Origin of the sequence: Stenotrophomonas sp. B1-1 (assembly GCF_010894375.1) — a bacterium.
Taxonomy (GTDB): domain Bacteria; phylum Pseudomonadota; class Gammaproteobacteria; order Xanthomonadales; family Xanthomonadaceae; genus Stenotrophomonas.
Genome location: NZ_JAAIUZ010000023.1, coordinates 1 through 20,738, shown reverse-complemented (window position 1 = coordinate 20,738; position 20,738 = coordinate 1). Strand labels below are relative to the sequence as shown.

General features: G+C 68.0%; 17 protein-coding genes. 9 read left to right on the top strand and 8 right to left on the bottom strand.

Translation table 11 applies throughout. The features are described 5' to 3' along the window. Window positions 1-83: 83 nt before the first annotated feature. The 3 genes from G4G00_RS16605 to G4G00_RS16595 all read left to right on the top strand — a co-directional run bounded on the left by G4G00_RS16605 (window position 84) and on the right by G4G00_RS16595 (window position 5,380). Window positions 84-2,756 (top strand): polysaccharide deacetylase family protein, encoded by a 2,673-nt coding sequence (locus G4G00_RS16605; protein ID WP_164275119.1) that lies wholly within the window; start codon window positions 84-86, stop codon window positions 2,754-2,756. 3 nt (window positions 2,757-2,759) lie between these two features. Further along, entirely contained in the window at window positions 2,760-4,109 is a 1,350-nt protein-coding gene (mnmE, locus tag G4G00_RS16600; RefSeq protein ID WP_164275117.1) for a tRNA uridine-5-carboxymethylaminomethyl(34) synthesis GTPase MnmE, read from the top strand. Between the two features lie 155 nt (window positions 4,110-4,264). Further along, entirely contained in the window at window positions 4,265-5,380 is a 1,116-nt protein-coding gene (locus tag G4G00_RS16595; protein WP_108754673.1) for a glycerophosphodiester phosphodiesterase, read from the top strand. A gap of 127 nt (window positions 5,381-5,507) precedes the next feature. Here G4G00_RS16595 and G4G00_RS16590 read toward each other — a convergent pair whose 3' ends face one another. After that, window positions 5,508-6,278 (bottom strand): rhomboid family intramembrane serine protease, encoded by a 771-nt coding sequence (locus G4G00_RS16590; RefSeq protein WP_108757592.1) that lies wholly within the window; start codon window positions 6,276-6,278, stop codon window positions 5,508-5,510. 106 nt (window positions 6,279-6,384) lie between these two features. Further along, a complete protein-coding gene (locus tag G4G00_RS16585) occupies window positions 6,385-7,347 on the bottom strand; it encodes a TerC family protein (protein WP_108751422.1) in 963 nt (320 codons plus the stop codon). Window positions 7,348-7,812: 465 nt separating this feature from the next. Between G4G00_RS16585 and G4G00_RS16580 the strand changes: the two genes are divergently transcribed. Next, a complete protein-coding gene (locus G4G00_RS16580; protein WP_108754671.1) occupies window positions 7,813-8,982 on the top strand; it encodes a class I SAM-dependent rRNA methyltransferase in 1,170 nt (389 codons plus the stop codon). Window positions 8,983-9,027: 45 nt separating this feature from the next. Here the strand turns inward: G4G00_RS16580 and G4G00_RS16575 are convergent, their stop codons facing one another. Beyond that, window positions 9,028-9,930 (bottom strand): hypothetical protein, encoded by a 903-nt coding sequence (locus tag G4G00_RS16575; RefSeq protein ID WP_159094031.1) that lies wholly within the window; start codon window positions 9,928-9,930, stop codon window positions 9,028-9,030. Next, window positions 9,927-10,742: a protein klaA gene (locus tag G4G00_RS16570; protein WP_108754669.1), complete on the bottom strand. Its 816-nt coding sequence runs from the start codon at window positions 10,740-10,742 to the stop codon at window positions 9,927-9,929. The genes G4G00_RS16575 and G4G00_RS16570 overlap by 4 nt, the downstream gene beginning before the upstream one ends. Window positions 10,743-10,896: 154 nt before the next feature. Between G4G00_RS16570 and G4G00_RS16565 the strand changes: the two genes are divergently transcribed. Further along, complete coding sequence (locus G4G00_RS16565) at window positions 10,897-12,132, top strand: dipeptidase (protein ID WP_164275114.1); 1,236 nt, start codon at window positions 10,897-10,899, stop codon at window positions 12,130-12,132. 71 nt (window positions 12,133-12,203) lie between these two features. Here G4G00_RS16565 and G4G00_RS16560 read toward each other — a convergent pair whose 3' ends face one another. Then, entirely contained in the window at window positions 12,204-13,631 is a 1,428-nt protein-coding gene (locus G4G00_RS16560) for an amino acid permease (RefSeq protein WP_108754668.1), read from the bottom strand. Between the two features lie 255 nt (window positions 13,632-13,886). After that, on the bottom strand, window positions 13,887-14,789 hold the full coding sequence (locus G4G00_RS16555) for a LysR family transcriptional regulator (protein ID WP_164275111.1): 903 nt from the start codon (window positions 14,787-14,789) through the stop codon (window positions 13,887-13,889). Between the two features lie 111 nt (window positions 14,790-14,900). On the opposite strand from G4G00_RS16555, the gene G4G00_RS16550 reads away from it, so the two are divergent. From G4G00_RS16550 to G4G00_RS16540, 3 genes are all read left to right on the top strand, one after another. Further along, window positions 14,901-15,968, top strand: a complete 1,068-nt coding sequence (locus G4G00_RS16550) for an aldo/keto reductase (protein WP_164275108.1) — start codon at window positions 14,901-14,903, stop codon at window positions 15,966-15,968. Window positions 15,969-16,007: 39 nt separating this feature from the next. Then, window positions 16,008-17,003 carry an aldo/keto reductase gene (locus tag G4G00_RS16545; protein WP_164275291.1) on the top strand — a complete coding sequence of 332 codons (996 nt, stop codon included), beginning with the start codon at window positions 16,008-16,010 and terminating at the stop codon, window positions 17,001-17,003. 67 nt (window positions 17,004-17,070) lie between these two features. Continuing rightward, window positions 17,071-17,727, top strand: a complete 657-nt coding sequence (locus tag G4G00_RS16540) for a suppressor of fused domain protein (RefSeq protein WP_234414592.1) — start codon at window positions 17,071-17,073, stop codon at window positions 17,725-17,727. Window positions 17,728-17,856: 129 nt separating this feature from the next. On the opposite strand, the gene leuE is transcribed toward G4G00_RS16540, so the two are convergent. Together leuE and G4G00_RS16530 are read right to left on the bottom strand one after the other, a co-directional pair. Further along, entirely contained in the window at window positions 17,857-18,486 is a 630-nt protein-coding gene (gene leuE / locus G4G00_RS16535; protein WP_108751417.1) for a leucine efflux protein LeuE, read from the bottom strand. An 8-nt stretch (window positions 18,487-18,494) separates the two neighbouring features. After that, window positions 18,495-19,475: a LysR family transcriptional regulator gene (locus G4G00_RS16530; protein WP_108754663.1), complete on the bottom strand. Its 981-nt coding sequence runs from the start codon at window positions 19,473-19,475 to the stop codon at window positions 18,495-18,497. A 91-nt stretch (window positions 19,476-19,566) separates the two neighbouring features. Here G4G00_RS16530 and G4G00_RS16525 point away from each other — a divergent pair, with 91 nt between their 5' ends. Then, on the top strand, window positions 19,567-20,574 hold the full coding sequence (locus G4G00_RS16525; RefSeq protein ID WP_164275105.1) for a zinc-binding alcohol dehydrogenase family protein: 1,008 nt from the start codon (window positions 19,567-19,569) through the stop codon (window positions 20,572-20,574). The last annotated feature ends 164 nt before the right edge of the window (window positions 20,575-20,738 follow it).

The window sequence follows — 20,738 nt, the reverse complement described above, 5'->3', positions numbered from 1 at the left end:
CGCAAAAGCCCGCCGCAAGGCGGGCTTTTCGCATGCGGGGGTAGAATCGCCCGCACACCGCTTCTCCCACCTTCGAGTCTGCCATGCCGCGAGTGCCGTCGTTCCGCCTGTTCCTGCCCTCGCTGCTGTTGACCCTGGTCGTTGCCGGCTGTGGCGACAAGGACGCGAAGGCGCCGGCGAGCGCGGTGACCCAGCCCAGCGCACAGGCCGCCGCCGCCGCTGATCCGGCCGCCGCGCCGCTGCTGGCTGCGCTGCAGAAGCAGCTCGATGGCTACCGCCGCATCGTGGTGCTGCTGGCCGACGAAGAGCAGCAGAGCGCCGCCGACCGTGGCACCTCCACGCGTATCGGCCAGCAGTTGTTCCACGATGGCTTGGAGCAGCGCGGCGCCATCGCCGCGCAGTTCGACGGCCTGCTGCGCAGTGGCAGCCCCCAGCGCTTCGCCACCCTGGGCACGGTGCTGGACTACATCGAATCGGCGCCGGAGCTGTTCGACGCCGACCGCCTGGCGTTCCGCGAAGTGCTGCGTGACCTGCACGACCGTGTCGGTACCGATTCCTCGCTGCCGGCAGTGAAGCTGCACCAGCGCATCGGCGAAGACCTGGACGCGCTGGACGAGATCGAACGCAACTACAACCAGGAACTGACCCGCATCTTCAGCCGCTTCGAGCGCACCCGCGCCATCGACCTGAAGCGCGAGAAGTGGGACGACTACATCGCCCACCTGCACAAGGATTACAGCCGCGAGGCGATCCTGCGCGACTACGGGGTGATCGAGCCGTACCCGATGTCGATGAAGGACAGCGACCGCGAGATCTTCGGCCGCGACCTGCCGCCGAAGACCGTGGTGCTGACCTTCGACGATGGCCCGCACAAGGCCTACACCGATGAAGTGGTGGCCATCCTCAAGCGCTACGACGTGCCGGGCGTGTTCTTCGAAGTGGGCCGCAACCTGGGCAAGGTGGAAGCCGACGGCAAGGTCACCCTGGGGCCGATGGCCAAGATCAGCCGCAGCCTGATGGAAGAAGGCTACGCGGTGGGCAACCACAGCCTGACCCACGCCCAGCTCTCGCGCACCACCGGCGATGCGCTGCGACAGCAGGTGCTGGACACCGACACCCTGTTGAAGGACGTGGACAGCAAGCGCGCGCCGCTGTTCCGCTTCCCGTATGGGGCACGCAACGCCGAAGGCCTGCAGTTGCTGAACGAAGCAGGGCTGAAGTCGATCATGTGGAACATCGATTCCATGGACTGGGCCGACCCGGTGCCGGAATCGATCGTGCAGCGCGTGCTGGGCCAGGTGAACAAGGAACAGCGCGGCATCATCCTGTTCCACGATATCCACGACCGCGCGGTGAAGGCGCTGCCGCAGATCCTCGATCGCCTGATTGCCGACGGTTACCAGTTCGCCGGCTGGAACGGCCGCGAATTCACCGTCGCGCGCCCGCGCAAGGGCGCCAGCAACGATGCCACCGTCACCACCGGCTACGAGAAATCGTGGGCGATCGTGGTCGGCATCGACAACTACGCCAAGTGGCCGAAGCTGGAATACGCCAGCCACGATGCGCAGGCGGTGGCCGATACGCTCACCGGGCAGTTCGGCTTCCCGTCTTCGCAGGTGATCGTGCTGAAGAACGAACAGGCCACCCGCAACAACATCCTGGCCGCCTTCCACGACCGCCTGGCCGACGACCGCACCGGGAAGAACGATCGCGTGTTCGTGTTCTTCGCTGGCCACGGCGCGACCCGCCAGCTCGCCTCGGGACGCGACCTTGGCTACATCATTCCCGTCGATTCGGACCCGAAGGAATTCGCCACCGACGCCATCGCGATGACCGATATCCAGAACATCGCCGAGAGCATGCAGGCCAAGCACGTGATGTTCGTGATGGATGCCTGCTACAGCGGCCTGGGTCTGACCCGCGGCGGCCCTTCGTCGTCGTCGTTCCTGCGCGAGAATGCACGCCGCAGCGCGCGGCAGATGCTGACCGCCGGCGGCGCCGACCAGCAGGTGGCCGATGCCGGCCCGAACGGCCATTCGGTGTTCACCTGGGTGCTGCTGCAGGCGCTGGCCGGCAAGGGCGACCTCAATGGCGATGGCCTGATCACCGGTACCGAGCTGGCCGCCTACGTGGCGCCGGCGGTGTCGGCGGTTTCGCAGCAGACCCCGGCCTTCGGCAGCCTGCCCGGTTCGCAGGGCGGCGAGTTCGTGTTCCAGGTGCCGGACAGCCAGGAATACCTCAACGCCGATACCCGCCAGCTGACCGCCGATGCGATCGCGCTGAACAACAAGGTGGACGCGGCGCAGGACGCCAAGAACACCCAGGCGCCGGTGACCGTGGCCGACCTGCAGGGCGGCAAAGCCAAGCTGGTGGTGCCCACCGCCGGCCCGGCCTCGGACCGCCAGCGCGCGCAGCAGGCCAACGACCGCGGCCTGCAACTGTACCGCGAGAAGCAGTACGACGAAGCCGCCGCGCAGTTCGCCGAGGCGCTGAAGCTGCGTCCGGACTTCGCCCAGGCCGCCAACAACCTCGGCTTCGTCTACTACCGCCAGCAGCGCTACGCCGAAGCGGCGCGCTGGCTGGAAAACACCTTGAAGATCGACCCGTCGCGCGCGGTCGCCCATCTCAACCTGGGCGATGCCTACTTCAACGCCGGCGACAAGGCCAAGGCGAAGCAGGCCTACACCACCTACCTGGCGCTGCAGCCGCAGGGCAGTGGTGCCGCACAGGCGCGCGCACAGCTGGAGAAGCTCTGAGCCATGAACGATGTGACCCGCACCGATACCCTCGTCGCCATCGCCAGCGCGCCGGGCGCAGGCGGTGTCGGCCTGCTGCGCCTGTCCGGCCCGCGAGCCGCCGCCATCGCCACCGCGCTCGGCGCGCCCACGCTGCGCCCGCGCCACGCCCACTACGCACGTCTGCGTGATGCCGACGGCGAGGTGATCGACGATGGCATCGTGCTGTGGTTCCCGGCGCCGAACAGCTTCACCGGCGAAGAGGTGGTGGAACTGCAGGGCCACGGCAGCCCGGTGCTGCTGCAGCAACTGGTGGCGCGCTGCATCGCGCTCGGTGCGCGCCAGGCGCGGCCGGGTGAGTTCAGCGAACGCGCCTTCCTCAACGGCAAACTGGATCTGGCCCAGGCCGAAGCCATCGCCGACCTGATCGCTGCCGGTGACAACCGTGCCGCGCGTGCTGCACGGCGTTCACTGGACGGCGTGTTCTCGCGCCGCATCGACACCGTGGTGGAACAACTGGTGCTGCTGCGCATCCACGTGGAAGCGGCCATCGACTTCGCCGACGAACCGCTGGATACCCTGGGTGGCGCGCAGGTGCGGCGTGGGCTGGAACAGGCGCGCGGCGACCTGGCCCTGCTGCGCCGTGATGCCGAGCGCGGCCGCCGCCTGCGCGATGGCCTGCATGCGGTGCTGATCGGCCCGCCGAATGCCGGCAAGAGCTCGCTGCTGAACGCACTGGCCGGCAGCGAACGCGCGATCGTTACCGACATCGCCGGCACCACCCGCGACACGTTGCGCGAGACCATCCGCCTGGACGGGCTGGAGCTGACCCTGGTCGACACCGCCGGCCTGCGCGACGGCGGCGATGTCATCGAACGCGAAGGCATGCGCCGCGCCCATGTGGAGATCGAGCGCACCGACCTGGCCCTGATCGTGCTGGACGCGCGCGACCCGGCTGCCGGCGAGGCCGCGCTAGGGCAGGCCGTGGCCGACGTGCCGCACAAGGTCTACATCCACAACAAATCCGACCTGCTGGACGCGTTGCCTGCGCTGGACGACCCGGACCGGGTGTTCGTTTCGGCGGCAACCGGCGCGGGGTTGGAGGACCTGCACGCGCGCCTGCGCAGCATTGCCTCGGCCGGGGCAGGGGAGCAGGTGGACGGTGAGTTCTCCGCGCGCACCCGCCACGTGGATGCGATCGAACGCGCGCAGGAACACGCGCAGCGCGCCGATGGCGAGCTGGCCCACGAACACCTGGAACTGGCCGCCGAAGAACTGCGGCTGGCGCACGACGCGCTGGGCGAGATCACCGGCCAGATGAGCGCCGATGACCTGCTGGGCAGGATCTTCTCCAGCTTCTGCATCGGCAAATAGGCTCTGCCTCTGGTAGATGCCAACCTTGGTTGGCATAAGGCCCAAGCCAGAAGCCAGGGTCGGAGCCCCTGCGGGGATCCGACCCCCTGCTTCCCCCGGCTGTCACATTCCCGCCGCATACTGACGGCCATCACAGACCGTTTGGGGACGTCGCAGTGAAGTCGTGGGGTTGTGCGTTGCTGTTGTCGCTGGCCGTGGCACCATCGGTGGCCATGAGTGCTGAATCGTCCACCCCGGCCGCGCCCAAGGCGCTGGTCTACGGCCACCGCGGCGCCAGTGCGCTGCTGCCCGAACACACCCTGGCCGCGTATGCCCAGGCGATTGCCGATGGCGCCGATTACATCGAACCGGACCTGGTGATGACCAAGGACGGGGTGATGGTGGCCCGCCACGAGAACGAGATCGGCGGCACCACCGACGTGGCCGAGCACGAAGAATTCGCCAAGCGGAAGACCACCAAGGTGATCGACGGCCAGCGCGTGACCGGCTGGTTCACCGAAGACTTCACCCTGGCCGAGCTGAAGACCCTGTACACCCGCGAGCGCCTGCCCGAGCTGCGCAGCACCGCCTTCGATGGCCAGTTCCGCATCGCCACCCTGGACGAGATCCTGGCCTTCCTGGTGCAGCAGGCCGGGCGTGCCAACCGCGGCATCGGCCTGGTGCCGGAGATCAAGCACCCGACCTACTTCCAGTCCATCGGCCTGCCGATGGAAGACGCACTGCTGGCCGCGCTGCGTGGCAACGCGTATACCAACGTCGGCCCAGTCACCATCCAGTCGTTCGAGACCGCCAACCTGCGCTACCTGCGCGGCAAGCTGGGGCGCGGCAGCAACATCCGCCTGCTGCAGCTGATGTGGAAGGGCGAGGTGAAGCCGGCGGACATCGCCAAGGCCGGTGGCAGCCTGACCTACGCACAGATGATGACCCCGGCCGGTCTTGAGCAGATCGCCACCTATGCCGATGGCATCGGCCCGGAGCTGCGCTCGATCATTCCGCTGCAGGCCGATGGCGCGCTGGGTACGCCCACGACCCTGGTACGCGATGCGCATGCGGCCGGGCTGCTGGTCATTCCCTACACCTTCCGCCCGGAAAACCACTTCCAGGCCAGCAACCTGCGCAAGGGCGCGGACAACGCGCGCAACCCGGAAGGTTCGATTGCGGAAATGCGCGCCTACCTGGCGACGGGCATCGATGCGTTCTTCACCGATGACCCGGCACTGGGCCGGCAGGCGGTGGATGGCACGGGCGCGGCGGGGAATGCGGCGGATTGATGCACCCGTGGTAGGTGCCAACCTTGGTTGGCACACAACAACCGCGCCGACCAAGGTCGGCCACTACCGGGCCGTGAAGACCCCGAATGGGGTCAGAGCCCCTTCGGGGATCTGACCCCGGCACCGGTCAACCGCGCGGGTCTTCCGGCCGGCGGAACGGAATCACCACGTAATCCTGCCCTTCGCGCGGCTGCCACAGCACCGGCACGCGCTGCGGCGACGGCGGCTCCAGCTCGTCGTCGGCCAGCGGCTGCACCTCGTCTTCTTCGTCTTCCCAGCTGTAGTGCGGGCGCGGCGGCAGCGGGTCGGCGTTGCGGAACAGCAGGGCGGCGATGATGCCGGCAAAGGCACCGCCCATGTGCGATTGCCACGACACGCCGTCGGCATGCGGCAGGATGGTCATCAGCATGCCGCCGTAGAACAGCATGCCGATCAGGCCGGTGGCGATGGCCGCACGGTCGCGGCGCAGCAGGCCCAGGCTGGCCAGCAGGAACATCAGCCCGTGGGTGACGCCACTGGCGCCCAGGTGCACGCTGCCCGGGTTGCCCAGCATCCATGCGCCAACGCCCGAACCCAGCCACAGCAGGGGCAGGGCACGCAGGGTTGCCTTCGGATAGACACTGCCGGCCAAGGTGCCCAGGATCAGGATCGCGATGCTGTTGGCGGCGATGTGCTCCACCGAAGCGTGCAGCATCGGCCCACCGATCAGGCCCAGCAGGCCCTTGGCTTCCAGCGGGGCCACCGCCCATGGCCGCCAGTCGAAGCTGCCCTGCAGGGCGAACACGACCACCAGCACCAGCACGGCGGCCAGGCTGGTGTTGAACGCCCGCACGATGCGCTGGCGGTCATTGCGGGGGGCCGGCACGTCGCCGGCGGGCAGGGGCGCGTTGTTGTCCATGCTTCAGCAATGGCGGTGGCTGGCGCGAAACCAAGGCCACCGCTGCGGGAGAGTGGGCGCGGCCGGCGGGACAATCCCGCCGGCCGTGTTGCAGGCCCGGCCAGGATCAGGCCGCGCCGGTGCCTTCCTTCGGCGGGTATTTCAGGCTGAGCACCACGGTCGCGGCGATGATCACCGCCACCACGCCCAGCGACACCGGGGTGGGGATCTTGAACAGGTCGATGATCATCATCTTGATGCCGATGAAGCCCAGCACCAGCGCCAGACCGTACGGCAACAGGTGGAAGCGGTCAGCCATGCCGGCCAGCAGGAAGAACATGGCGCGCAGGCCCAGCACCGCGAACACGTTGGAGGTGAGCACGATGAACGGGTCGGTGGTGATGGCGAAGATGGCCGGGATGCTGTCCACGGCGAAGATCACGTCGGTCACCGCGATCAGGATCAGCACCGCGAACAGCGGGGTGAACCAGCGCACGCCATCGCGCTTCACACTCAGCGCGTTGCCTTCATAGCCCGGCAGCAGGCGCAGGTGCTTGCGCATCCAGCGCAGCGCCGGGTTGGTTTCCAGATCCGGTTCCTGGCCGGCGGCGAACCACATCTTCCAGCCGGTGAACAGCAGGAAGGCGCCGAACACGTAGAGCAGCCAATGGAACTGGCTGATCAGCACGCTGCCAGCGAAGATCATGATCGTACGCAGCACGATCGCACCCAGGATGCCGATGATCAGCACCTTCTGGCGCTGTTCCTCCGGCACCGCGAAGTAGCTCATGATCATCAGGAAGACAAAGATGTTGTCCACCGCCAGGGCCTTTTCGACCAGGTAGCCGGTCAGGAACTCCAGGCCCACCTTGTTGGCCACGACCTGGCCGGCGGTTTCACTGAGGTAGAACCACAGGCCCGCGTTGAACAGCAGGGCCAGGGCGACCCAGCCGATGGACCACCACAGGGCTTCCTTGAAGGTGACCTTGTGCGGGCCGCCATGACGCATCAACACCAGGTCGACCAGCAGGGCGATGATCACCACCGCCACGAAGCCGCCCCACATCCACACATTACCGATCGTCTGCATTGGGAATATCCGTTGGAAAGATGAATGCCAGGCCGTACGGCGAGGATCTGCAACGGAGGATCGGGAGGGGGATCCAGGGACAGAGCTTCGCCAGTACGGCGAAGGTCTCGCTCGCAACCCCACGCGGGTGGGATTGCCGTTGCACCGGAGCCTGCGGGCTCGAATTGACGGCGACAACGTCTGGGAGCTACTCCCCTTCTGGCGCCGATTCTGCGGCCTGGCCGGCCCGCCGTCAAATGGCCGACCAGCCGGGGTCGGATCCCCGCAGGGGCTCTGACCCCGACCAGCGTGCCAACCAAGGTTGGCACCTACCACGGCTGATCGGGGTCAGAGCCCCTGCGGGGATCCGACCCCGGCTGCCCGGGCCCTCGTAGAGTCGAGCTTGCTCGACTGAACGGGACCGTTCAGCAACGCCAGTCGAGCAAGCTCGACTCTACGAAAGCGCCCCCCGGCTACAATAGGCGGATGAATACCCCCCTTCCCGTTGTCCGCCTCAAGAACGCGTGGCGCTCCAGCCACCCGTGGATCTTCCAGAAACTGGTCGAGAAGCCGACCGTCCGCCCCAAGCCCGGTTCCATCGTCGACGTGGTCGGCATTGATGGCGAATTCATCGGCCGCGGGTTCTACAACGGGCACTCGCGCATTGCCGTGCGCATCCTTGAAATCGATCAGAACGTGCCGGTGGATGCCGGCTGGTTCTCGCGCAAGATTGCCCAGGCGGTGTCGCTGCGCCGTGAGGTGCTGAAGCTCGACACGGTGTCCGACGCCTGGCGCGTGGTGCACAGCGAAGGCGACGGCCTGTCCGGCCTGGTGGTCGACCGCTACGGCGACCTGGTGGTGGTCGAATTCTTCGCCGCCGGCATGTTCCGCCACCGCGAGTGGATCTACGACGCGCTGCGCGAGCAGTTCCCGGGCTGCCGCTTCCACAGCTTCGCCGACGAACACGTGCAGAAGCAGGAAAGCTTCGACTTCCACGGCAACACCACCACCGAAGCGTCGGTAATCACCGAGTACGGCATCAAGTTCCGTGCCGACCCGGCCGGTGCGCACAAGACCGGCTTCTTCGCCGACCAGCGCGAGAACCGCGAGTGGCTGAGCCAGCAGGTGGAAGGCAAGCGCGTGCTGGACCTGTGCTGCAACACCGGTGGCTTCGCCGTGTACGCGGCCGCGCGTGGTGCGTCGGAAGTGGTCGGCATCGACATCGATGAAGACGTGATCCAGATTGCCAAGGGCAATTCGCGCCTGAACAACGTGCGCCCGAAGTTCGTCCAGTCCGACATCTTCCCGTGGCTGCGCGATGCCGCCAACCGCGGCGAGCAGTACGACGTAGTGATCCTGGACCCGGCGAAGATGACCCGCGACCGCGACCAGGTGATCACCGCGCTGAAGAAGTACCTGGACATGAACAAGCTGGCGCTGGGCGTGGTGAAGCCGGGCGGCCTGTTCGCCACGTTCTCCTGCACCGGCCTGGTGGCCGAGGACCAGTTCCTGGACATGCTGCGCCGCGCGGCGTACTTCTCCGGCCGCACGATCCAGATCCTGAAGGTGGCCGGCGCCGGTCCGGACCATCCGTTCATGGCGCACGTGCAGGAATCGCGCTACCTGAAGGCCGTGTTCTGCCGCGTGGTCGACTGATTCCGACCTGTCGCGTCGAGCCGCGCTCGACGCGACAGGTGCAGATCAGTTCAGTCGAGCATGGCTCGACGCTGCATCTGCCCCACCCGCTGCCGATGGCCCCTGCAACTGCTGCAGCAGGCCATTGATCACCCGCGCCCGGCCGCGCACGTGGTACCCCAGCGTGGTCAGGCCGATGCCGGCGACGATCAGCAGCAGCAGTGACCAGGCGATCGCCAGGCCAACCACATGCTGCACACCGTTGCGCAGCCAGTGGTCGCGTTGCCACGCCTGGCTGCCTGCCGAATAGGGAAGCCTGGCCTTGGCTTCGAAGCGCGCTCGGATCACAGCGGGCACGGCGATGCCGATATCCTCGCCGCGGGCGATGGCCAGGCCGGTGTCGTTCAGGGGCGCGGAGGCGCGTGCCAGTGAGCGCTGCGCCTGTAGATAGCCCTGCCATTGCGGGCTGAGCGCGGCAAATCCCGGGCTGTCGATGAGCGCGGGCAGCTGAGAGCTGTCGAGCTTGCTGCCATCGCCGGCCTCAGACCGGCTGAAGTCGGGGCTGACGAAGCCGTTGCCCACCAACAGGGCCACCAGCACCGAGCCACCGATCACGAACGAGAAGGTGAAGTGGCGCACGCCGCGGTTGAGCAGCACCCTGCGCAGGCCGAACCCCATCCAGACCAGCAGGCCGCCCACGATGCTCAGGTTGGCCAATGCCAGCAGGGCGAGCGTGGAAGGCACATTGCCGTAGCCGGCGGGAACGTGCGCCGAGGGCGGACTGCCGGTCAGGCCCTGCAGCAGCATGATGGACAGCAGCGCCGTGGCCGGCAGCACCGCGAAACACGCCAGACCCAGGGTGCGCGCGAACGAACCCCGGCGGTACAGCGCGCGCAGGCCGGGAATGGCTTCGACCCGCGGCTGCAACGCTGCTGGCACCTGCAGTGGATCGGTCCTGGAAGACGTCATGCCGGTGCTCCGGAGGTGCGCAGCAGCTGCTGCAGGGCCTGTTTCAGCTGGTCCTGTGCTTGTGCCGCACGCGCCACCATCTGCGGGCTGGCGTTGTCGCTGTTCTGCAGGGCCTGGATGGTCTGCCGCCAGATCGGCAGCAGGATCTGCACGGTTTCGCAGTAGCGGTCGAGCAGTTCAATGGCGTGGTTGCGCGCCAGCTGCACCTGGATGCGGCTCATCGAATGGCTGGCCAGCAGTGCGGTCAGGTTCGCCACCCGCCGCTGCAGGCGTTCCACAGGGCGGTCCAGCACCAGCGGATCGTCGCTGGTGCCGCTGTCGGCCGGCAGTTCCTGCAGGAACTGCACGCCTGCATCAATGTAGATCTGCAGGCGCGCCCCCTGTTCGTCGTGTGCATCCAACTGCGCATTCAAACGGTCCACGCTGCTGCGCACCGCAGCGGCCTGGTGCTCGACTTCGGACAGCACGTCACCGTTGCCGCCCATCGCGATGCGCCGGCGCAGCTGCCGTTCGATATCGGCACCGGTGAACCGGTCCCACCAGCTGGCGCGTTCCAGCAGTGCATTGGGGTCGTGTTCGGAAAGGCGGCTGACCAGATCGGCCAGTGCCCGGGCCAGCGCGTGGGCACTGCCTTCCTGCCACGCCGGCTCCGCACTGGCGCTGGCCAGGTCGGCCGGTCCGTAGCGGCCGATGTCGATGCGCCCCAGGAACAAGGCCGGCAGCACATCGCGCTTGAGTTGCTCGACGCTGAGCGGCGCGCTGTCAGGCGCAGGGTGTACGGTGGGAAGCGGTGGCGGCACGGGATGGGACATTGGAATTCCGTTTCAGCGGTGGCGCAGCGTGTGGGCTGCCGCTGTCGATAGCGGCTGCCGCTGAGTGTAATGGAGTGCGCGCGGCTGCCCGGCACTACCGGTGATGGCCGCCGCGGCGCTATGGTCGTGCTCTTCCCATTGCCGGTGGATGCCCATGCCGTCGTTGCGTCGCCTGTCCCTGCTGCTCGCCCTGGCGCTGAGTGCGCCGCTGTCCGCCCATGCCGTTGAATTCAGCGCGCAGGAACTGGCCCGAGCCAAGGCCCTGCAGCAGCGCCTGCTGACCCTGGACAGCCACCTGGATACGCCAGCCAACTTCGGCCGCAGCGGCTTTGACATCGAGCAGCGCCACGACCACAACGCGCTCTCGCAGGTCGACTACCCGCGCATGGTGGATGGCGCACTGGATGGCGGCTTCTGGGCCATCTACACCGACCAGGGCGACCGCAGCGCTGCCGCCCACCTGGCCGAGCGCGACCATGGCCTGCAGCGCCTGCTGGAGATCCGGCAGATGCTGGCCGCCAACCCCGAGCGCTTCGCGCTGGCGCTGACCGCCGATGATGCCGCGCGGATCAAGGGCGAAGGCAAGCGCGTGGTCTACATCAGCATGGAAAACGCCAGCCCGCTGGTGGCCGACCCCACGCTGCTGAGCTTCTACCACCGTGCCGGCCTGCGCCTGCTCAGCACCGTGCATTTCGCCAACAACGAATTCGCCGATTCGGCCACCGATCCCAAGGGGCCGGAGTGGAAGGGCCTGAGCCCGGCCGGCAAGGATCTGGTGCGTGCGGCGGTGAAGCTGGGCATCGTCATCGACCAGTCGCACGCCTCAGATGCCGTGTTCGACGATCTGCTGGCGATGATGCCGGTGCCGTTCGTGCTGTCGCACAGTTCGGCCAAGGCGGTCTACAACCACCCGCGCAATCTGGATGATGCGCGCCTGCGCAAGCTGGCCAAGGCCGGCGGGGTGATCCAGGTGAACGCCTACGGCGGCTATCTGATCGATACCGGCAAGACGCCCGAACGCAAGCAGGCCGAAGAAGCGCTGAGCAGGCAGATGGGTGGCTGGGAAGGCATGACCATCGCCCAGGGCGTCGCCCTGCAGCAGGCCGAGCAGGCACTGGACCACGAACATCCGGTACGCCACGCGAGCCTGGACGACTTCTTCGCCCACTTCGAGCACATCCTGAAGGTGGTCGGCCCGGAGCACGTGGGCATCGGCCTGGACTGGGATGGCGGTGGCGGCCTGAGCGATCTGCCCGATGTCAGCCAGCTGCCGAAGATCACCGCCTGGCTGCTGCGCAAGGGCTACACCGAGCAGCAGATTGCCGACATCTGGGGCGGCAACCTGCTGCGGGTGATGCGCCAGGCGCAGGCTTACGCCGCCACTCGGTAGAGTCGAGCCGTGCTCGACCGCACCTTTGTAGAGTCGAGCCATGCTCGACTGCTTCTGCTCGACCCTACAGATCAGCGCGCGATCACCGCATTGCGGCGGCTGTACACGAAGTACAGCACCAGGCCGACCACGTTCCACAGCAGGAAATACAGCTGGGTGGTGTGCGGCAGGCTGATGAACAGGTAGATGCAGCCCAGTGCGGCCAGCGGCCCCACCACGAACGCCAGCGGCGTGCGGAAGCTGCGCTCGCGGTTGGGTTCGCGCACCCGCAGGACCACCAGGCAGATGCCCACGGCGGTGAACGCGGCCAGGGTACCGGCGTTGGCCAGCGCCGCGATCTCGTCCAGGCGCGCCACACCGGCCAGCGCCGACACCACCACGGCGGTAAACAACGTGGTCGCCACCGGCGTACCGGTGCGCGCGCTGACCTTGGACAGGCGGCGCGGCAGCAGGCCATCGCGGCTCATCACGAAGAAGATGCGGCTCTGGCCATACAGGAAGGCCAGCAGCACGGTGGGCAGGGCGATGATGGCGACCACGCCGATGAACATGGCGGCCTTGGGGCTGCCGAGTTCACGCATGATCAGTGCCAGCGGCTCGGCGCTCTGGCCAAACACCGCATAGCTCATCGCGCCCACGGCGGCCAGCGCCACCAGCACGTACACGATGGTGCAGCCAACCATCGAACCGATGATGCCGATCGACAGATCACGGCCCGGGTTCTTGGTTTCTTCGGCCGCGGTGGAAATGGCATCGAAGCCATAGAATGCGAAGAAGATGATGGCCGCCGCCGCCATCACGCCGCGCTCCACGCCGTCCGGCCCCATGGATTTGGCGAAGCCGTGCGGCATGAACGGTTGCAGGTTGCTGCTGTCGAAGGCGGGCAGGGCCACGGCCACGAATACCGCCAGCGCGATCAGCTTGAACACCACCAGGATCGCGTTGAGGGTGGCGCTTTCCTTGGTGCCGGCCATCAGCATCAGCGCCACCAGCCAGGTGATGACGATGGCCGGCAGGTTGATGAAGCCGCCGGCCACGTGCGGCCCGGCGGCCAGCGCTGCGGGCAGGGTGATGTCGATGCCGAACTGGGTGTGCACCCACTGCAGGAAACCAACGAAGTAGCCCGACCAGCCCACCGCCACGGTACTCACCACCAGCGAGTACTCCAGGATCAGGCTCCAGCCCACCACCCAGGCGAACACTTCGCCCAGCGCGCTATAGCTATAGGTATAGGCGCTGCCGGCGGCCGGCATCATGGTCGACAGTTCGGCGTAGGACAGCGCCGCGCAGGCGCACACCGCGCCGGCGATGGCGAAGGAGATCAGCACTGCCGGACCGGCCAGGTTGGCGCCCACGCCGATCAGCGTGTAGATGCCGGTGCCAACAATGGCGCCGATACCCAGGGCGATCAGGTGCGGCCAGCTGAGGGTCGGGACCAGCCGCCGGCCGGCTTCATGGTCGGTGACGGAATCTAGGGACTTGCGCCGGAGCAGGGACATGCAGGCCTCGGAAGGGGATGACTTGGAACGACAAGTTCCCGAGTGTGACCCAACGCAGCGCAGCATTACCACTGACGGGGGTCATGCCCGCCCTGTCGCGCGCTGCGCCCCGACCAGGGTGACGGAATCGGCATAAACGGTCACCCGGTCACGTCGGGCGTACCCGACGGCTTCGGGTGGGTAGAGTCGAGCTTGCTCGACTGCAGTAAATCAACGGCGGCCAACCAAGGGTGGCCACCACCCGGACAGCGGCGTTTACCGCTCAGGCATTCCCGCGCGCAGGTGGTCGATGAACACCCGCAGCTTGGGCGCCATCTGTTCGCGCGCCGGGTAATACAGGTGGAAGCCGGGGAATGGCGGCTGCCAGTCCTGCAGCACGCTTCGCAGGCGGCCGGCGGCAATATCGTCGGCCACCAGCGAGGCGAAGCCCTGGGCCATGCCCAGACCATCCAGCACGGCGCGATGGGCGACACCGGCATCGTTGAACACCAGCCTGCCGCTGACTTCCACCTCCAGGTCGTGGCCCTGGCGGCTGAATTCCCAGGGCATCAACCGGCCGTTGGCCAGCCGGTGCACGATGCAGGCATGGTCCTGCAGGTCGTGCGGGGTCTGTGGCACGCCATGGCGTTCGAAGTAGGTCGGCGTGGCCACCACCACCTGTCGCTCGGGCGGTCCAACCGGCACGGCAATCATCCCCTGCGCCAGCGATTCGCCCAGGCGGATGCCGGCGTCGAAGCCCTCGGCCACCAGATCGGTCAGCGCCGGGTCCACGCACAGTTCCACCTGCACCTGCGGGTAGCGGGCGAGGAAATCGGGCAGCCGCGGCAGCACCATGCGATCAGCCACGATGCGCGGCAAGGTCACCCGCAGCCGACCGGCCGGCACCGAGCGCGCGCTGTCCAGCTCGGCGAAGGCCTGGTCGATCTGCTCCAGGCCGCCGCGCACGCGCTGCAGGAAGCGTGCGCCGTGTTCGGTCAGGCCCACCCGCCGCGTGGTCCGCTGCAGCAGGCGCACGCCCATCCGTGCTTCCAGCGCGCGCACGCTCTGCGACAGCGCCGAGGTCGACACCCCCAGGGCGTCGGCAGCGCGGGTGAAACTGGCATGGTCGGCCACGTGGACGAAAGCGACCACAGCGGTAAGCGGCGCAGAGGCGTCCATTGTGAAGCCTTCCTTCAAGGTAAGTTTGGTTGTACGCAGTTTATCCACATGATCGACAGGAGGAAGCTGGCTTCCCCGGCGGATGTACCGCCTGCGTGATGGAGACCTGCAATGTCGCTCGACCACTACCGCCTGCTGGGCCGCTCCGGCCTGCGGGTCAGCCCGATGGCCCTGGGCACGATGACCTTCGGCGCCGACTGGGGCTGGGGCGCGGATGAAGCCGAGGCCCGTCGCATCTTCGACGCCTACGTCGAACGTGGCGGCAATTTCGTCGATACGGCGAACAACTACACCAATGGCAGCGCCGAAACCCTGCTCGGCCGTTTCGCCCAGGGCCGGCGCGACCGCCTGGTGATTGCCAGCAAGTACACCCTGGCCACCGTGCCGGGCGACCCCAACAACGCCGGCAACCACCGCAAGAGCATGCTGCGCTCGGTGGAGGACAGCCTGCGCCGGCTCGGTACCGACTACCTGGACGTGCTGTACCTGCACGCCTGGGACGACACCACCGGCGTGGACGAGGTGATGCGCGGCTTCGACGATCTGGTCCGCAGTGGCAAGGTGCTCTACGCCGGCATTTCCGATACACCGGCCTGGCAGATCGCACGCATGCAGACCCTGGCCGACCTGCGTGGCTGGGCCCCGCTGGTGGCGCTGCAGATCGAGTACAGCCTGATCCAGCGCAGCGTGGAACACGAACTGCTGCCGATGGCGCAGGCGCTGGGCCTGGGCGTGGTGGCCTGGTCGCCGCTGGGCAGCGGGGTGCTGACCGGCAAGTACAGCGCCGCCGATCTGGCCCCGCCCGAGGCGCTGGATGCCACGCCGGGGGGCTCACGCCGCAACGTCGCCCTGATCAACGGCGCGTTGACCCCACGTTCGCTGCAGATCGCCGATGAAGTCCGACAGATCGCCCAGGACCTGTCGCACTCCCCGGCCCAGGTCGCGCTGGCCTGGCTGCTGCAGCGCCCCGCTGCCGGTGCCCTGCCCATCGTTGGCGCCCGCACCCTGGCCCAGCTCGAGCACAACCTGGACGCGCTGGACCTGCAGCTGCCTGCCGACGTCATCGCCCGACTGGACGCGATCAGCGCCGTCGCCCCGTCCTTCCCGCACGACTTCCTGCAGATGCCGCTGCCACGCATGTTGATGAGCGGCGGCACCCGCCTGCAGCCGCGCGCCTGACCACTTCCACCCGGAGACTTCCCGATGAACCCCACACCGATGACCACCCGCACCCTCGGCCCCGCCGGCCCCACCGTGTCCGCCTTGGGCCTGGGCTGCATGGGCATGAGTGCCTTCTACGGCGGGCGCGGCAGCGAAGACGAGGCCATCACCCTGATCCAGCAGGCCCTGGACCGTGGCGTCACCCTGCTCGACACCGCCGATGTGTACGGCCCGCACAGCAATGAACGCCTGCTCGGCCGCGCCATCGCCGGGCGCCGCAACGAGGTGTTCCTGGCCAGCAAGTTCGGCCTGAAGCTGGACCCGGGCAACCCGCAGGCACGGGGCATCGACGGCCGCCCGGAATACGTGCAGGCCGCCTGCGAGGACAGCCTGCGCCGGCTGGGCGTGGACCACATCGACCTGTACTACCAGCACCGCGTCGACCCGGCGGTGCCGATCGAAGACACCGTCGGTGCGATGGCGCGGCTGGTGGAACAGGGCAAGGTGCGCTGGCTGGGCCTGTCCGAGGCCTCGGCGGCCACGATCCGCCGCGCCCACGCGGTGCACCCGATCACCGCAGTGCAGAGCGAGTACTCGCTGTGGTCGCGCGAACCGGAACAAAATGGGGTGCTGGCCACCACCGCCGAACTGGGCATCGGCTTCGTGCCGTATTCGCCGCTGGGCCGGGGCTTCCTGACCGGTGCCATCCGCAGCCCGGATGATTTCGAGGCCGACGACTACCGCCGCAGTTCGCCGCGCTTCCAGGGCGACAACTTCGCCCGCAACCTGGCGCTGGTGTCGCAGGTGCAGGCGCTGGCCGCCGAGCTGGAGATCACTCCGGCACAGCTGGCCCTGGCCTGGGTACTGGCGCAGGGTCCGCACCTGGTGCCGATCCCGGGCACCACGCGCCTGCCACGGCTGCAGGAAAACCTGGGCGCGTTGCAGGTACAGCTGGGCGCGGACGTGCTGGCTCGACTGGATGCGGTGTTCCCGCTGCATGCGGCGGCCGGGGCACGCTACCCGCAGGCCGTGCTGGCCACGGTGGACCGCTGAAACGACGGGCGGGGCCGCGCTATCCTGCCGCCCCGCCCGCAACCGCCAAGGACGCACGATGCCCCCCATGGACGACGACACCCTGCTCGAACGCAGCTGGGAAATCCGCGAAGAGACCCTGTACAAGCAGCACTTCGGCGACACCGGCCCGGGCATCTACCCGCTGGACATGGACCTGCTGCGCGGGGTGTTCCAGCAGGAGGACATCGATCCGCGCTGGCTGCACGTGGGCGTATTCGCCTGCCCCCCACATGGCGAGCGCCGGCACTGGGTGTATGTCAGCTCGGGCCTGTCCAACCCTTGGGAAGGTGCGCACGAGGACGGCGATTCGGGCTTTGGTGTCGAACTGCTGCTGGAAACGCGCGACGAAGCGCCGTGGGCACTGACCACCCTGCGCTGGTTCACCGCCTACCAGCTGCTGCTGTGCCATTCGCGCATGCCGGGCGGGCCGCTGGCGCCGTGGCATCGTTTGAAGCTGGGCATGCCGGTGGACCGTGCCGAAAGCGAACTGCAGGCAATGGTGTTCATTCCCTCGCCGCATTTCCCCGGCCCACAGCAGCTGCCCTCCGGCCGCTTCGATTTCCTGCAGCTGCTGCCGCTGACCCTGGAAGAACATGCCTTCGGTCGCGAACATGACTTTGAAACGGTGCTGGCGCAGTTGACCGCGGCTGGCGCCGCGCCGGTGGTCGACCCGAAGCGTCGCGGCATCGACCTGGCACCGTAGCGTCGAGCCTGCTCGACTGAAGGAGTCGTAGAGTCGAGCTTGCTCGACTGGCACGGAAAATCAGTCGCGCAAGCTCGACTCTACGAAGAGCGCGAAGCAGTCGAGCAAGCTCGACTCTACCGGGCTGTCTTACCCGTTCAACCCCAGGCGGATACCGAAGCCGACCAGGAACAGGCCGGCCACGCGGCGCAGCGCCGTGCTCACGCGCGGGTGCTGGATCAACCGCCGCCGCGCCAGGTTGCCCGCACCGATCAGCAGCGAGCAGTAGGCCACGCTGACTACGAAGATGATGCCGGCCAGCGCCGCGAACGTGGCGATGCCGTGGTGCGCGGTGGGATCGATGAACAGCGGCAGGAAGGCCATGTAGAACAGGATCGCCTTCGGATTGAGCAGGCTGACCAGGATCGCCTGCTGGAAATAGCGGCCGGGCTGCATGCGGATCGGGCCGCCATCGCCGCCATCAGGCTTCGGCGTGCGCAGCAGGCTGATGCCCACCCACACCAGATAGGCCGCGCCCAGGTACTGCACGGCGTGGAACACCAGCGGGTTGGCTTTCAGCAGCGCGGCCACGCCGGCCAGGGCCAGCCACATCAGGATCTGATCGCCCACCAGCAGGCCGGCCAGGGCGGTGTAGCCACCGCGCACGCCACCACGGCCGGTGGCCGTGAGCAGGGTGAAGGTGCCGGGCCCGGGCAGGGCAAGGAACACCAGTACGGCGAGCAGGAACGTCCACAGGTCCTGGATGCCCATCCACGGCATGGCTTGGCTCATTGTTGTTGCGGGGGGGCGCCATTGTCGGCCACCGCGCTGGCCGCGGACAGGGGGCCGCCGTCGCCAGCGGGCAGGCCGGACAGCAGCGGTTGCAGGTGCTGGTGCAGCTGCGCGTGCAGTTGCCGCACCGCCGGCGAGAACTGCTTGCGGTGCGGGCAGACCAGCTGCAGCGGAATATGGCTGCCCACGCCACCCAGCAGCACCTGCAGGCGGCCTTCCTGCACGTCCTGGCGCAGGTCCAGCCAGGATTTGTAGGTGATGCCTTCACCGGCCACCGCCCAACGCCGCACCACGTCGGCGTCGTCGCAGACCAGTGGACCGCGCACCGGCACCACCACCCGGCGCCCGTCCACCTCGAAGGCCCAGCGGTCGTAGGTGCGTCCCCCGAGCTGGTAGGCCAGGCAGTCGTGCTCGCGCAGATCCTCCAGCCGCGCCGGCACACCGCGTCGCTGCAGATAGGCCGGTGATGCGGCCAGCACGCGGCGATTGCCCTCCAGCAGGGGCAGGGCCACGTAGTTGGCATCGTCGAACTGGCCCAGGCGGATCGCCACGTCCACCGGGTCGCGGAATACATCGGCAACTTCGTCGGACAGCCGCAGGTGCAGGCGCAGCTTCGGATGTGCGGCGCGGAAGGTCGCCAGCCACGGCAGCAGCAGGTTGCGGCCGAAATCCGACGGCGCCGACAACTGCAGGGTGCCGTGCAGTTCGGCCGCGTCGCCCTGCACCCGTGCCTGGCCCTCGCGCAGGGTGGCCAGCACTTCCTGCGCATAGGGCAGGTACAGCGCACCTTCGCCGGTCAGGCGCAGGCTGCGGGTGGTGCGCACGAACAGGCGCAGGTCCAGCTCGCGTTCCAGCCGCGCCACGGCCGCAGCCACCTGGCCAGGCAGCAGGTCGGCCTCGCGCGCGGCCTGCGAGAAGCTGCCCAGGGCGGCAGTGCGGACGAACAGCTGCAGGTCGTCGAAGCGGATCATTTTCATCGCCAGAGTGAAAGTGCTGACTGATTCTGCGCCTTTCCCGGCAGGCGTGCGCGGCGCACGCTGTGCCTTCCTTTCCCCCTTGGACCGCCCCATGCGCGCCATTGCCTATACCCACGCCGGCCTGCCCATCGATGACCCCCAGGCCCTGGTCGATATCGATCTGGACCTGCCCCAGCCCGGCCCGCGCGATCTTCGCGTGGCCGTGCGCGCGGTGGCCGTGAACCCGGTCGACACCAAGGTTCGTCGCAGCGCCGCCACAGAAAGCCCGCGCGTGCTGGGTTGGGATGCGGTGGGCGTGGTCGACGCCGTGGGCAGCGAGGTGACCCTGTTCCAGCCGGGCGACGCGGTGTACTACGCCGGCGTGATCGACCGCCCCGGCAGCAATGCCGAATACCAGCTGGTGGACGAGCGCAGTGTTGGCCGCAAGCCCGCCACGCTGGACGATGCCGCGGCGGCAGCCCTGCCGCTGACCGCGATCACCGCCTGGGAACTGCTGTTCGACCGCCTGCGCATCGCCGAGGGCGGTGGTGAGGGCCAGACCCTCCTGGTGATCGGCGCCGCTGGCGGCGTCGGCTCGATCCTGGTGCAGCTGGCGCGCCAGCTGACCCAGCTGACGGTGGTCGGCACCGCTTCGCGCCCCGATACCCAGGACTGGGTGTACGCCATGGGCGCCCACCACGTGATCGACCACAGCCTGCCGCTGGCCGAAGGCCTGGCCCGGCTGGGCATCCCCCAGGTGGAACACGTGGCCAGCCTGACCCACACCGACCAGCACTACGCGCAGATCGTGGAGGTGCTGGCACCGCAGGGCCAGCTGGGGCTGATTGATGACCCGGGCCAACTGGACGTGATGGCGCTCAAGCGCAAGGCGCTGTCGCTGCACTGGGAACTGATGTTCACCCGCCCGCTGTTCAAGACGGCGGACATGCAGAAGCAGCACGATCTGTTGAACCGGGTGGCCGAACTGATCGATGCTGGCGTGCTGCAGACCACGCTGGGCGAGCACTTCGGGCGCATCAACGCGGCCAACCTGCGCCGCGCGCACGCACTGCTGGAAAGCCACCGCGCCAAGGGCAAGATCGTGCTGGAAGGCTGGTGAGGGTTCCGGCCAACGGCTGAGCCCCTCGTGGCTGTGGGTTGGTCGCGGAAAGCAAAACCCTGCGCTTGGTCGGGCGGGTGGGTTGCGCGGGGGACGCCGTGAATCCATCCATGGAGCAACTGTGTTGTGGGATGGGATTTTGGCCGTCTGGCAGACAGGCACGG